This is a genomic window from Mesorhizobium sp. CA7, assembly GCF_020165015.1.
GTDB lineage: Bacteria > Pseudomonadota > Alphaproteobacteria > Rhizobiales > Rhizobiaceae > Mesorhizobium.
Window position 1 is genome coordinate 616,891 of record NZ_JAIUHH010000002.1, and the last position, 14,106, is coordinate 630,996.

The following is a 14,106-nucleotide window of genomic DNA, read 5'->3' on the forward strand; positions in this document are numbered from 1 at the left end:
AACGGAAAAACGAAACGGTCACGAGGGTCCATCGCGATCGGCCGCAGTTCAGGCCTGACCTGACTTGGCCTCACCTGTCATTGCACGATACCGGCCTTGCGGAGCCCGTCTACGACGAGTTCGAAATCGGCAGGGTTCTTGTAGGGCAAGACTTTGCGTCGGTAGTCCAGCGAATAGTCCGGATTGACGCGCAGCACCTCCTGCCATGCCCCACGGGCCTCGTCGAAACGGCCCAGATGGCCGTAGCTGGCGGCCAGAAGCGCGCGCGAGACATCGGTGGCAGCGTTGCGAGCCAGCCGTTGCAGCAAGAGGTCAACGGCCTCTTCGTACCTTCCGAGTTGAAACGACGCCAAAGCCTGGAAATGCAGAAGCACATCCGGAAAGTATGGATTCAAGGTCTTGCCCCGGGCGAAACTCTCGAGCGCCTCTTCGGACCTGCCCGAATAGTGCAGCGCCTCGCCGAGGATCACGTGCCCTTCGGCGAAGTTCGGATTGAGGGCTATCGCGTGCTTGGCCTCGTTGATGGCCTTATCGTGCCGTCGTGTATACAGCTTGACGATAGCCAACGCCCAGTGCGCCCAGGGATCGCTCTCATCCAGCGTTACCGCTCGCGTCGCAGCCTCTTCCGCTTGCGCCATCGATTCCGGCGGCGACCCACTCCACCTGTTCAGGTAATCGAGCCCGTGCGTGAGGGCGAGGAAGGCGTGGGCAGAGGCAAATTTCGGATCAAGTTCGATGGCACGTTGCAAAAGGTCGCGGGCTGCGACGTTCGTCTCCTTCGTCAGGCGGTGCCACAGCTCTCGGCCCCGTAGGAAATAGTCATACGCCTCCGTGTTGCGCGCATACTCGGGCGCCAGCCGCTGACGGTCGCCCTCAGTCAGATTGAGCGCCAACGCACCGACGATCTGCTGCGTCACGTCGTCCTGCACGGCGAATATGTCGGTCAGGTCGCGATCGAACCGCTCGGCCCAAAGATGGCCGCCGGAGGCTGCATCGATGAGCTGCGCGGTGATGCGCACCCTGTTCCCCGACTTGCGTACGCTGCCCTCAAGTACATGCCGCACGCCGAGCTTCGAGCCCACCTCCTGCACCTGGACGTTCTGGCCCTTGAAGGTGAACGACGAATTGCGTGCGATGACGAAGAGCTGCGACAGTTTGGACAGCGCCGTGATGATGTCTTCAGAGATGCCGTCGGCGAAGTAATCCTGTTCGGCGTCACCGCTCATGTTGGCGAACGGCAGGACGGCGATCGACAATTTCGGCGGCGCTGCCGTCGCGGGCCGGCTCGGCGCGGTTTCCGGGGTCGCGGCCGCCTTGGTCCCGGCGCCGACTTGCAGCGAATAGCCCCGGATCGGCTCGGCGATGTTCTTGAGCTGTGTGCTGCCGAGATCGCTGACCGAGAGGTCGAGCCTCGCCTTGACCTGGCGATAGGCATCCTCGGACAGGCAGATGGCACCGGGCGCCGCGACGCCCTCCAAACGCGAGGCGATGTTGACGCCGTCGCCCATCAGGTCGCCGTCGCTCTCTTCGACCACATCGCCCAGATGGATGCCGATCCTGAACTCGATGCGGCGGTCCTGCGGCACGCCGGCATTGCGCTCGACCATACCATTCTGAACCTCCACGGCGCAGCGCACGGCATCCACCACACTGCGGAACTCAACCAGCGCCCCATCCCCGGTGCGTTTGATCACCCGCCCGTGGTGCACTTCGATGGTCGGATCGATCAGGTCGCTACGCAGCGCCCGCAACCTCGCCAAAGTACGATCTTCGTCCGCGCTCGCGAGCCGGCTGTATCCGACCACATCGGCAGCCAGGATTGCCGCTAGCTTACGATTCTCGCTCATGGGTCGTCTCCTCATCTCCAGGATAGCAGGAAGACGGAGGGTAAGAGGGAACTTTCGCAAGCGACGGCCACGCAGCCGCCCGAATCGACAGCGCTCTGCCACAGTACCCACACTGATCGCTCGATGCCCATTTGCGTTGCCGCTTGCTGGTCGACGGCTATCGGTTCATCCTTGTGTGAATACCCGGCCGTGAAGTGCGTAGCTAGATCACGCCGTCACGGCCCCTGGTGAGGTCTGGTTCGATGGACTGCGCGGGCTGCGGTTTCGAGGTTGAGGGCGGTTATGCTTTCTGTCCGAGGTGTGGCAGGCGCCAGCCCGTGCCATGCTCCAGTTGTGGCTACGTCTGCGCACCTGATTTCGAGTTCTGTCCGAAATGTGGGACAAGCGTCGGTGCGCCAACAAAAGCCGTCGAACCGCCTGCTCCGACACCAAGCCGGACCATTGTTCCGCCTTCTCGAACTCCGTCGCTGCTTGCAAACATCGAAAGCGAAGACGGGCTGCATGCCGTCTCTGACGCCGATCGCAGGACGGTAACGGTCTTGTTCGCCGACCTTTGCGGCTTCACCACACTCAGCGAGCAGCTCGACCCAGAGGTCATGCAAACGCTGCAGAACGAACTATTCAAGGAATTGACAGCGGCAGTGCGAAACTTTGGTGGTTTTGTCGACAAGTTCATCGGCGATGCACTGCTTGCCTTGTTCGGTGCACCGGTCGCGCATGAGGACGATCCGGAACGTGCGCTTCGCGCCGCTCTCGACATGATGGCCCGGACGGCACGGCTCGGCGAAAGCACCTTCCACTCCGGCTCGCCTCTGTTGCTTCACATCGGCATAAACACTGGTCCGGTCGTTACTGGGGGATTGGGCATCGGTACCGCCAAATCCTATTCGGTAACCGGCGATACGGTGAATACGGCGCAACGCCTGCAATCGCTGGCCGCACCGGGTGAGGTGCTGGTTGGCGAGCTCACTCACAGGCTGACCCGGCATGCCTTTGCTTACGAGTCGCTGGGTGATGTCGTGCTTCGCGGCAAGGCTGGCAGCGTGCTCGTCCACCGACTGGATGGACCGCTTGCGGCGCCGCGTGCAGCGCGCGGGCTCGAGGCGCTCGGCCTCAGCGCGCCGATAATAGGCCGCGGTGCGGAGCTCAATAGAATGCTGGCCAGCCTTGATCAGGCGTGCGGCGGCTCGGCCCAGCTTGTCCGCCTCGTCGGAGAAGCCGGTATCGGGAAATCGCGGCTGGTGAGGGAGTTCGTCGCCCGCGTCGGCGACGAGGATCGTTTTCGCAACGTCGCCGTGCGGCAGGCCACGTGCTCGCCGCTTGGCGAACAATCATTCGGCGCTTTGGGTGCAGTGGTGCGCAGCGCTGCCGGGATGATGCAAAACGACAGTGGGGAGGAAATGCGGGGCAAGCTCGCAGACTTGCTTACCGATCTCGGCCTGCAGGGCGAGGAGGTGAAGCGGCTGATGCCTTTGCTCTACCATGTGCTTGGGCTTGGCGACCCCGACGCCACCTTGCAGTATGTCGAGCCCGAGCAACTGCGGCGGCAAATTCTCTACGCGGTCCGCACGATCATCGAACGGCGGCTTGCGTTGTCGCCGCTGTTGATTGTCGTCGAAGACCTCCACTGGGCCGACGCCGTGTCGCTCGAGGCACTGCGTTTCGTGATGGACAGGTTGGAACGCACGCGGTTGATGTTGCTGGTCACGCATCGTCCGGCGCCGCACAACGACCAGCTCGACTCAAGTCGAGTCAGTCACACGGCGCTCAGGCTTTCGCCGCTCAACGGTGATGACGGTCGTAGCCTGCTGGCGGCGCTTTTCGGCGAGAGCTGGGTAAACACCGCAGGAGGGCTTCCCGACCAGATCCTCGAGCGCGCGGGCGGCAACCCGCTTTTCATAGAGGAGATTGTTCGCGGCCTTATCGATCGCGGTATTCTGGTGCGCGAGGGCCAGCGATGGCGGACGGTGGCAGGCGAAGTCGCAACCGGCATTCCCGCCACTATCCAGGCAATGTTGCTTGCCCGCGTCGACCGGTTGCCCCAAGAGGTGCGACGGTTGGCCCAGGAAGCAGCGGTAATCGGCCCGCGCTTCGATGCCACACTTCTAAGAGCCGTGACAGCCGACCCAGGCCGCCTGGAAGCCGGCTGCGAACTGCTTTGCGATGCGGAAATCATCGAGGAAGTTGCCGGATCAGGTTCGGTCTCATCGCAAAGCTACCGCTTTACGCAAACATTGCTGCAGGACGTGATCTATCAGAATCTGCTCCTGCAACGCCGGACCGACATCCACGGGCGGATCGGTGCCGCCTTGGAGCAACTGTGCGGCGACAAGCCGGAACGGCTCGAGGATTTGACCGTGCTCGGCCATCATTTCGCACAGAGCGCCGAGCGGGAAAGGGGCGCGCAATACCTGCAGGCGGCGGGCGATCGCGCTCGCATGATATATGCCAACGACGACGCCCTTCGTTTCTACGAGCGAGCCATGACTGCGTTGGACGCGGTCGGGCAAACACCGCTCAAACTGGCAATTGCAGAGCGCATTGCCGATTTGAGCGGTCCGCTAGGCCGCCGCGAGATCGCGCACCAGCACTACGAGACGGTCTTGCAGGCATATCGCGAGTCGGGCGATCGCGTCGCTTCGGCGCGAGTTTTGCGCAAGATCGGTCGGCTGTTCTGGGACGTCGGCAAGCGGGACAACGCAGAATCCCGTTATGCCGAAGCGGCAGCGCTTCTCGATGGCGCGGATGCCCCGGTCGAGCAGGCGCATCTCTGGCAAGAACGTGGCCGACAGGCGTTTCGTGGCGGAGATCACGCTCTCGCGGCAAAATGGGCAGACGCGGCGCTGGATTGCGTACGTACTCTGACAGCCGAGCATGCCTCAGAGATGGGGCGTGATGCCACTCTTGTGACCGCCGAGGCACTCAATACCAAGGCTGTTGCGCTGGCTCGCCTTGGGCGAGACCATGAAGCCGTGCGTCAGATTGAGCGCAGCATCGAATTGGCCGAAGCCGCCGGTCTGCTGGGCGCGGCCTGCCGCGGCTACACCAATCTCGGCGTGCTCTACACGACCATCGATCCGGCACAGGCCATAAAGGTCTGTCGCCGCGGTCTTGAAGTGGCGCGCCATATTGGTGATTTGGGCTTCCAGGCGCGCCTCCTCGCCAACCTGGCGGTTGCTTGTTGCACTTTCACGGATCGCTGCCCAACGGAGGGCGTGCCTGCTGCCGAGAAAGCCATCGAGATCGACCGGGCGCTCGACCAGCGCGAGCACCTGCCGGTGCCGTTGATCGTGCTTGGGCAGATCCACCAGTGCAACGGTCGTCCGGAACTGGCGGTTGGCTTGTTCCAAGAAGCACTGGACGTAGCGCGCGAAACGAGTGAGCCCCAACTGCTGTTTCCGTGCTATGATGGCCTTGCAACGCTTAATCTCGACCTCGACAATCTGGCCGAGGCTGAACGCTACTTTTCCCTGGCGCAGGGAATATGCGCCCAGCACGGGCTCGACCCGGAAGCGCTTGTGGTGCTGCCTTTTCTCGATTAGCCGGGTGGGAGGTTGAAAAATGTCCGCGCGTATTGACTTGGTACCGCTTCAACCGGGCGATCGTGCGCCGAACGTGGTGCTCGACGCCATCACCCAGGAAGGCAAGATCGCGCTTGACGACTTCCGCGGACAAAAACCGGTGCTGGTCGGTCTGTTTCGAGGTCTCCATTGTGCGTTCTGCCGGCGCCATATCGCAGCCCAGGCGCGGCTTGATCCGGAACTGCGCGAAAAGGGGGTGGAAAGCCTGACGGTGGTCAACACGCCGATTGAGCGGGCGCGTCTCTATTTCCGCTACCACCCGATGCCGAATCTGCTTGCGGCTTCCGACCCCGAACGCGCTTCACATCGTGCTTTTGGACTGCCCAATCTCGAATTCACCCAAGACGAGACAAACTGGCCGTACAAGGTCTCGATGGCAGCGGCAAAGGATATGCGGGTCCACATACCAGGCGAGTTGCCCGCTCCCATGGATCCTTTTGCGGCCAGCGAATTCCTCGACAAGAAGGACCATTACGAAGTGACCGAGGCCGACGAGCAGATGATGGCAACGGGACACGGACAACTGATCGGTCAATTCCTGCTCGACCGGCAGGGGGTCGTCCGTTGGAGCTTCACTGAAGTCCCAGAGGGTGGGCGATACATGTTTGGGGCGCCGAACCCGCAGGAGCTGATGTCAGCCGTGTCCCAGGTCGCCCAATAGACTTGCGACCAAGGTAGTCGGCGGACACCGACAAAAAAGCAGAAGAGGTTTGTTCACCGTTCATTCGAGTACGGCCTCGACAGTGGCAACAAAGTCGTCGAGCGAGCGATCCCCGCGAACCTCGATGCGCGGAAGGTCGATGGGGTCGCAATCGAGGTCCGCCGGCCCGTGTTTGCCGCCGAAGCCGATCCGATAGCCGCACTCTTTGGCCAGCCGGCCAAGCCGTCGGTCGGTGACAGAGAAGGGTGCCGCGAACGTCGTGGTTGGACGACCGGTCCACCGTTCGATGAACATACGAGAACGCAGGAGCTCGGCGGCCAAGTCAGAACTCGACAGACCATCGATCGCGCGATGCGTCGCCAGATGGCTTCCGAAGAACGCACCTTCGCCGGCGAGGCGTCGCACCATCCCGGCGTCCATAAGCTGCGTCGGCGGACCACTGTGGGCGTCCCACTGGGCACTTTTGCCCACCAAGTCCGTCACCAGGAATACTTCCGCGGTCAGGTCGTTCTTGCGCAAGGTCGGCCAGGCATGGTCGGCAAAGTTCTGGAAGCCGTCATCGAAAGTGATGAGCACTGGACGGCCAACGAAAGGGTGGCGGTTGGCAATGGACCATTCCAGCTGCTCGGACATAATCGCGTGAAAGCCATTGGAACGCAGCCATGCCATCTGGCCTTCGAATGCGGCGGGCGTGCACCGAAAACGGGCGAGCGCGGCCGGACCATCATCGGCGACGCTGTGATACATAAGGACAGGGATACGCTGCCGCCGCTCGCTACGTGCGACGTCGCGGCGCAAGGCCCGTGCCCCGCCCCAAACGATATTTCGCGCGACCCCAATACCGATCGGTGCGCGGATCGGCACATGATCAATCATCGGTTCCGTCGCCACGTCGTCTGGTGACAGGCGGTGGAAGCGGTCTATGCGATAGAGCTCGGTCTGGATCGATTGCTCGAGGACGAGGCCTTCAGTCGCTGCCAGCGTCTCTGAGATCGCTTGTGCGCCGAAAGTGTTCCAGTCGAAGCCCGTCCTTTCAACATTGTCACGGAGTACGAATGCGTGTGCGCTGATGAAACTGCCGCCAGGCGCCAACGCCTCAACAAATTTCTTGGCGATACGCCGCAACTCGGCGAGATCATCCAGGTAGTAGAGCACTTCCGAACAGACGATCAGATCCATCCCACCTGGCAGCGTGTCCGCCGAGAAATCCAGCACACCGAATTCAACATTCGGCTGATCGCTGCATCGCGCGCGCGCCCGCCCGATGGCTATGGCGGAGATGTCAGTTGCGGTCAAATGGCCCACTCGCGGCGCCAGCTGCCGCGTGAAGTGGCCCTCCGCGCAGGCCAGCTCAAGCGCCCGTCCGATAGGACCGGCAGGCAGAATTTCGAGCTGCCGCTCATATTTTTCCTGCTCATAGGGTGAACTGTAGTTCCAGGGGTCCTCCGTCGCGAAATAACGATTCCAGAAAGACGTGCGATCATTGTCGTGGTCATCCGCGGCCCGTGGACGGCGCGGCACTGCAAGAGGCTCTGTAATTTCGGCGCTCGACCGAACCAGCCCCTGCGCTTCAGCGACCAATCGGGCGAGTTCGCCGAAGTGGCTGTCCGGATCAGACGGATGCTCCGCCATGGGCAACGACGCCTCGGCTGCAGACAGGTTTGAATCGTCGGCAACGCCGCTCTGCGAGGCCAGCTTAATCCAATGGCTCCTTGTCACTTTCCCGAGCGCGCCGAACTGCACGCGGGCCTCGATCCGGCCGTCCACCATCAGATAGGCATAAATTTGGTCGATTCCTTCCGGCAATTCTATCGAGATCGGATTTCGAGCGTCCACGCGAATTCCGAGTGTCCGTGCCAGTCTGCGCGGCGCGGCAAGATCGTCGAAGTCGAGAAGCATTTGCTCAAGGTGATACTGGACGCGGCGACCCGCTGCGGGATCGCCCCAGATCTTGCCGAGTTCGATGATCAGCTCGGTGAGAGAGCCGCCGAACCTGTCCCATCTGGCAGCCAGTTGCGTTGGCACCGATAGGCTTCCCGCCAAAAGGCCATCGAAGACCACCTTGGCGATCTCACGCGCCCACTTACGTCCTGCCGGGAGCGCGCGCAGGGACTGCGGGTTGATCGAGTGCGAGCCGCGGCCGCAATCCGACGCGGCGTTCCACAGTGCGAACCACGCGAGTGCCTGGGAAGCGGTGCGGCCGTTCGCCTCGATCGCTCCATTGGCGTGAGCCGATGCTGGGTGTTTGACCCTGGGATCAGGAGAAAAGCCGCGGGCGATCACGATTTCCGCATCTGCCAGCATCTGCGTCGAATTGCGGGAGAGCGAGTTGGGGCTGACGCTATAGAAAGCGAGCGGCTCGTCGACCATCACCCAACGTTTGCCTAGACGTGCGAGGCGCTGCCACAGATCCCAGTCCTCGCAGGTGCGCAGCGACACATCGAAACCGCCCAACTCGACAATTGTCTCCCGGTCGACCAGCAGCGCGTCAGTGCGAATGGCACACCGGCGGGCGAAAGTTTCGAAGGGCTGGATCGCAACCTCAGTTGAGATGCTCGACGGGGTGAGTTCGCCATCGGGCATCACGCGCCGAGAACCGCAATAGGCGGCCACTGCATCGGGCGTGGTTTTCAATGCGGCCAGCATTTTCGCAAGGAAGCTGGCATCCACCCAATCGTCCGCGTCCAGAAACATGAGCCATTGGCCGCGCGCTGTCGAAATCCCGCTGTTGCGCGCGCCGGCGGCGCTATACGCGCAAGACCTCAACGCCCGAAATCGGGCATCGTGCTCCACATAACCGGCAATGATAGCGGGGGTGCGGTCCGTGGAGGCGTCGTCGACGATGATCGCCTCCCAATCCACTATTTCCTGATCGAGAAGGCAATCGAGCGCGCGCGCCAGCGTTACCTCCGCGTTGTGCGCAGGAACCACGATTGAAACCAAAGGATTAGACGCCACGCCGTCCTACCCGCGCCTAGTTCGAAGGTGGAACAGGATGCGTTGGTCTTTCTCGGCGCAGGCCGTCACAATCGACGCCGATCCGTCCGTCGACCCATCATCCATCACGACTATATCCAGTACCTGGTAGGTCTTCCGCCGGATGCCGGCAAGCGTTGCGCCGATGGTTTTCTTGGCATCGAACATCGGTATCACACCGCCTGCGGTAGCATTGTCCTGGATTATCGAGCTTTCGTTTTCTTCGGCAAGAGTCGGCGAATGTCAAAAACGTGCCCGGCGCAACGGTCTAGCTCGGAACGATGAAGTCTTGCACCACAACTTCGGCTTCTTCAAGGTAGGAGTAATGGGGGACATAGACGTCGTTGCCTGCCGATTTGAGGGAAGGTTAAACCACGATGCCACTCATGAATCGACGATTGGGAGCCGGGTATCTGGCGCGCCCGGCACGACATTTCGGAGATCTGACGGCACTGCTGGCGGTGATTGCCGGGCCGCTCGTCCTTGGGATCGCCCTCTTGTTGGCCGGTCCGGTACAGGCACAGGCGCCGGCGGCCGTCCCGCCTGAAAAGGTCAAACAGCTGTTCGAGCTTCTCGACGATCCGTCAGTGAAGGCCTGGGTGGCCGAACAGCGAAAGCAGGGCTCCGGGCCGACGGGAGCGCCTGCCGAGGCGGGAGCTTCGCCGGCCGACATATCGTCCGACCCCGCGGCCGCACCGGGCCAGATGAATACGATGGCATCCTCGACGCTCGATCGGATCAAGCATCATATCGAAAGAATTGCGCGAACCGTGCCCTTGCTGCCAGGTCAGTTCGCGCGCGTTCGCACGGAGACCATGGACGATATGTCAAGCAAGGGCTCTGCCGGCGTATTCATGCTGATTGCGATCTTCATCGCCGCCGGCGTGGCGCTCACCTGGGCAATGTACAGGCTCACCCGTCCGTTTCGTCTTTGGATCATCGCGCAGTCGAAGGATACGCCGATTGGGCGAGCCAAGAAGATTGGCGGCCGCACGCTTTATTCCAGCCTGCTGATCGTATCGTTCGCGCTGGGCAGCGCCGGCGCGTTCATGTTGTTCGACTGGCCAATGCTTATCCGCGAGATCGTGCTGACATTTCTGATGGCTGCGGTCGTTACGGCGGGTGTGCGCATGTACCTCGCAGCCATGCTCGTCCCTTCCTTCATGAAAGTCGAGAACGCCGTCGAGGTTCGTGCTTTGCCGATCACCAACGAAACGGCCGACCATTGGTTCTATTGGCTACCCCGGATCGTCGGCGTCTTCGCCTTCTTCGGCGCGGCGTTTATCCTCTTGCCGGGTCTCGGCATCGATCGGGACGGAATGCTGGTCCTGTCAACGGGCGCCGATTTCGTACTGCTGTTGCTCTTGCTGCTTGCGGTTTGGCGTCGACCAAGAACACAGCGAGACGGTGCGCACCAAAGCGGCCACACGGCAGCGACATGGCTATTGACTGCTTATTTCGTCGTTCTGTTCCTGCTGCGCATCGCCGGCCTCAATATATTATTCTGGTTTACCTTCGCCGCATTCTTCCTGCCTTTGGCGGTCGTGCTGACGCAGCGCGGGGTCAATTTCGTCCTGCGGCCGGGTTCGGAGGATGCTGGCCGGCCTACGATCCCGGCGGTGACGATCGCTGTCATCGACCGCGGAGTCCGGATGATCTTGATCCTGGCGGCGGCTTATTTTCTCGCGCGTGTCTGGGGCCTGGACATGCAGTCGATGCGGGACAGCGATACGACGACCACGGTCGTATTGCGCGGCCTGATTAATGTCGTGGTCATTGCCCTCGCAGCCGATTTCGGCTGGTCGATCATCAAAGCTTTGATCGAACGAAAGCTGGGCATCGAAACACCGCACCCTGTGATCGGCGACGAGGACGTCCCGATCCTCGATCCGCAGCAGGCGCGGCTGCACACGCTCTTGCCTATCCTCCAGAACATTCTGCTCGCATCGATCATAGTGATGGCGGTGCTTATGATGCTCGCCTCGCTGGGTATCCAGATTGGCCCGCTGATCGCTGGCGCTGGCGTCGTCGGCGTCGCGGTGGGCTTTGGGGCACAAACCATCGTCAAGGACATCATTTCGGGCGTGTTTTTTCTGCTCGATGATGCGTTTCGTGTCGGCGAATATATTTCCTCGGGCAATTACAAGGGTACTGTGGAAAGCTTTTCGCTGCGCTCGGTGAAGTTGCGCCACCATCGTGGTCCGCTGTTCACGATACCTTTCGGTGAACTCGGGGCAGTTCAGAACCAGAGCCGTGACTGGGTTATCGACAAATTCAATATCACCGTCGGCTATGACACCGATATCGACGTCGCCCGCAAGCTAATCAAGCGGATCGGGCTCGAACTGGCGGAAGATCCCGAGTTCAAACACTGGGTGCTCGAACCGATCAAAATGCAGGGCGTACAGGAGTTCGGCGAGTACGGCATCGTATTGAGGGTCAAGGCCACAACCAGACCGGGAGGCGCCTTCAACATGAAACGCAAATTCTATGTACGTCTCCGCCAGGTCTTCAAGGAGCAGGGCATCGAACTCCCATTCCCGACCGTCCACGTCGAGGGGCTGCAGAACCCACATGGGAACGCGCCGTTGGAGATCACACCCGAGTTGAAAGTGGCCGTCGCGCAGTCGCACACCAATCGGCGCAGAAAAAAAGCCAGCACAACGGAGTAGGAAAGCTGTGACACCTGCGAGTCACAGTACAGCTTTCCGCGTATCGCCCGTGGCAGGGATACTCTTTCTTTCCGTGTCCCTCGGACCGATCATTGCCGCATTCGGTGATGTTTCGAAAGAGGCTGGAGGAGAAATGAGCCCAGTTCAAGCAGGTCGACGGCAAGTTCGTCCTGCCGGCCGCTTCAGCACCTCATGCACCCAGTTCCGGATCGAGCGCCGAGGTTGGTTCGTCGTGGACGCGGTGGGTCATGTGGACCTTGGCGAGCATCTCCAGCGCCAGCTCCTTCGCTTCCCTGGCGGGAAGCCCGCGCACCTTGCGCACGGCGATCGCGACGCTCTCCGTCACCGAAAGATGCGGCCAGAGATTGGACAGCTGGAAGACCATTCCCATTTCGGCGCGTTGCGGGGCGAACGGCGATCGTTCATCGGCCGGCCGCGGTTGACGCCGATCCTTTCGCCATCGAGATGGATTTCCCGGCGCTCGGCTCCTCAGGCAGCGCAGGCAGGTGGCCTTGCCCGAGCCCGAGGGGCCGATCAGCGCGATCTCTGGCCGGCGGCCATCTCGAAGTCGATGCCTTTCAACACTTCCATCTGCTCGTAGCTCTTGCGCAGGCCCGTCGCCAGATCGGGACGATCGACCGTATGTGTGAAGAAGAAGCGCAGCGCCGACACGATGCTGTTCATCCTCGGCACGGGAACACCGTCGTCCTGCTGCTCGATCTGGAACCGGCGCAGGTCGTCGGTGGTCGCTGTGTCTGGTGAACGCCCGAGGAACGTCGCCAGGCGTCCGATGTCGCCCAGATAGTTGCGCTGCGTCTCCCGTGAGAAACGCCGCATGTTCATGTCGTCGATCAGCCGCTGACGAAGTGGACTGATAGGTGCATCAAGAACAGGATAGGGCATGGTCAGGCTCCTTGTTGAAGAAGCCCGTGATGCTCTGCCGCTGCCGAACCACCCTCAATGCGAGCGCGACGTCCGGCTCGTGATCTCTACCTCACCCCACGCGCCCATCCCGCGCAGCGGGTTCGTTCTTCGGGCTTCAATTCGGTCATCTCGAACATTCATTGGGAGGGCAGTCCCTTGAGGCTAGCGGACGACGATTGGTGAAGCTCGGAATGCGGCGATAACGCGGTAAGCACTCGTTTTGGTCTGCCGAAATGACAAACAAGGAAGCGGTGACTTCTTCCGAATATCTGCGCCATTTCAGACTTCACAGCCACGATCAAAACCTGACGACCAGCGAATGTCGGTTTCAGTGGCTGGCCGTCCCCGCAAACACTTTCATCATAAATCAATAACCGTCCCGGTCTAACCGGGGCGGCCTTATTGTTTGATCGATACGCGATCGAACAAGTTAGGACGCCCAGGCGCGATGTATCGCGCCTTAGGCAGCGGCAAAATCGGATTCCTGTGTCGGATGGCTCCTGCGCCAAGCCCCGGGTGAGTAGCCAGTGATCGTTCTGAAGGCACGCGTAAAATGGCTCTGATCGGCAAATCCGTTGGCAAGTGCCACTTGAGCCAGCGCGTCGCTTGTTTGAAGCAGCGCTTTTTGTGCTTCTCGTATCTTCGCGGCAAGATACCAGCGATGCGGCGACATTCCTGTAGAAGCCTTGAAAGCACGAGCAAAATAGCCCTCGGAAAGTCCGATCATATCGGCCAAGTCCTTTAAAGGGATGGCTCTGGGTAGACTCTGCTCCATGAGCACGGTCACTCGGCGGAGCCGTGCGGGGGCAAGTCTACCCCGTTTTTCCTCCTGCCCTCTCAAGCCGAACAGATTGTACGATATCGCCAGGGCGAGGCTATCTCCATAGAGGCGATCATCTGGGTGGGTGTGAATGCAGGCATCGGCCAGCAATTCAACCAGAGCCAGGAGGCGGTTGTCGTGGAACATTACACGCGGCGTAAGGCGGGATGTAAACTCGAAGGCTTCACCGAAGTGTACCGCCAGTTCAGGAAGATCGAAATCGACGACCAGCCGGCGGATGTAGTGGCACTGTCGGGTAAACTGCCAGAGAGGTACCCCGGCTGGCACGAAGGTGAGATGTCTGACAGCCCCTCCCGCGGAGGGAGGCATGGACTGGGTCGGGCAGAAGGGCGTCAGAAGCATTTCCGCGCGGCCGCCGATCTGCTCCAGGATCGCGGTCAGTCGCGGCCGGTTTGACCCTAGGTCCTCCAGATGCCGACCGGGACCATGCAGGTGGGCGACTTCGACACTAACGCCGGTCAAGCATCGCATCTGTCTGTGCGCAACCCTTTTCTCGGCGGCTGCCATGAAGCCCGTCGTCGTTTCGCCTAAACGATCGGTCGTTTGACTGTTCACCGGTTGTCCCTCGCGGCAGCACAACGTCCCTGCAATGCCGATAGGATGC

9 protein-coding genes are annotated in these 14,106 nt (G+C 61.2%); 3 read left to right on the forward strand and 6 right to left on the reverse strand.

Annotated elements, in window-relative coordinates; genetic code table 11:
- Window positions 1–77: 77 nt before the first annotated feature.
- Window positions 78–1,847, reverse strand: coding sequence for an adenylate/guanylate cyclase domain-containing protein (locus tag LB552_RS07555; RefSeq protein WP_224603358.1), 1,770 nt, complete (start codon window positions 1,845–1,847; stop codon window positions 78–80).
- Between the two features lie 242 nt (window positions 1,848–2,089).
- Between LB552_RS07555 and LB552_RS07560 the strand changes: the two genes are divergently transcribed.
- Window positions 2,090–5,389, forward strand: coding sequence for an ATP-binding protein (locus tag LB552_RS07560; protein WP_224603363.1), 3,300 nt, complete (start codon window positions 2,090–2,092; stop codon window positions 5,387–5,389).
- A 19-nt stretch (window positions 5,390–5,408) separates the two neighbouring features.
- Entirely contained in the window at window positions 5,409–6,089 is a 681-nt protein-coding gene (locus tag LB552_RS07565; RefSeq protein ID WP_224603365.1) for a peroxiredoxin-like family protein, read from the forward strand.
- Between the two features lie 60 nt (window positions 6,090–6,149).
- Here LB552_RS07565 and LB552_RS07570 read toward each other — a convergent pair whose 3' ends face one another.
- Together LB552_RS07570 and LB552_RS07575 are read right to left on the reverse strand one after the other, a co-directional pair.
- The gene (locus LB552_RS07570) at window positions 6,150–9,047 is read right to left on the reverse strand and encodes a glycosyltransferase (protein WP_411965660.1); all 2,898 of its coding nucleotides are present in this window, start codon (window positions 9,045–9,047) and stop codon (window positions 6,150–6,152) included.
- Window positions 9,048–9,053: 6 nt separating this feature from the next.
- Window positions 9,054–9,233 (reverse strand): glycosyltransferase, encoded by a 180-nt coding sequence (locus LB552_RS07575; protein WP_224603368.1) that lies wholly within the window; start codon window positions 9,231–9,233, stop codon window positions 9,054–9,056.
- Window positions 9,234–9,451: 218 nt separating this feature from the next.
- Between LB552_RS07575 and LB552_RS07580 the strand changes: the two genes are divergently transcribed.
- Entirely contained in the window at window positions 9,452–11,737 is a 2,286-nt protein-coding gene (locus LB552_RS07580) for a mechanosensitive ion channel family protein (protein WP_224603369.1), read from the forward strand.
- Window positions 11,738–11,927: 190 nt separating this feature from the next.
- On the opposite strand, the gene LB552_RS07585 is transcribed toward LB552_RS07580, so the two are convergent.
- The 3 genes from LB552_RS07585 to LB552_RS29745 all read right to left on the reverse strand — a co-directional run bounded on the left by LB552_RS07585 (window position 11,928) and on the right by LB552_RS29745 (window position 14,057).
- Window positions 11,928–12,281 carry an ATP-binding cassette domain-containing protein gene (locus tag LB552_RS07585; protein ID WP_224603414.1) on the reverse strand — a complete coding sequence of 118 codons (354 nt, stop codon included), beginning with the start codon at window positions 12,279–12,281 and terminating at the stop codon, window positions 11,928–11,930.
- On the reverse strand, window positions 12,272–12,640 hold the full coding sequence (locus tag LB552_RS07590; protein ID WP_224523679.1) for a phage integrase N-terminal SAM-like domain-containing protein: 369 nt from the start codon (window positions 12,638–12,640) through the stop codon (window positions 12,272–12,274). Before LB552_RS07590 ends, LB552_RS07585 begins: the two co-directional genes overlap by 10 nt.
- Before the next feature lie 481 nt (window positions 12,641–13,121).
- Window positions 13,122–14,057, reverse strand: a complete 936-nt coding sequence (locus LB552_RS29745) for a helix-turn-helix domain-containing protein (RefSeq protein ID WP_224603370.1) — start codon at window positions 14,055–14,057, stop codon at window positions 13,122–13,124.
- Between the last annotated feature and the right edge of the window lie 49 nt (window positions 14,058–14,106).

Bases quoted from the DNA above. Each gene is read 5' to 3' on its own strand.
- LB552_RS07555 (WP_224603358.1), bottom strand. From the start codon at position 1,847: ATGAGCGAGAATCGTAAGCTAGCGGCAATCCTGGCTGCCGATGTGGTC.
- LB552_RS07560 (WP_224603363.1), top strand. From the start codon at position 2,090: ATGGACTGCGCGGGCTGCGGTTTCGAGGTTGAGGGCGGTTATGCTTTC.
- LB552_RS07565 (WP_224603365.1), top strand. From the start codon at position 5,409: ATGTCCGCGCGTATTGACTTGGTACCGCTTCAACCGGGCGATCGTGCG.
- LB552_RS07575 (WP_224603368.1), bottom strand. From the start codon at position 9,233: ATGTTCGATGCCAAGAAAACCATCGGCGCAACGCTTGCCGGCATCCGG.
- LB552_RS07580 (WP_224603369.1), top strand. From the start codon at position 9,452: ATGAATCGACGATTGGGAGCCGGGTATCTGGCGCGCCCGGCACGACAT.
- LB552_RS07590 (WP_224523679.1), bottom strand. From the start codon at position 12,640: ATGCCCTATCCTGTTCTTGATGCACCTATCAGTCCACTTCGTCAGCGG.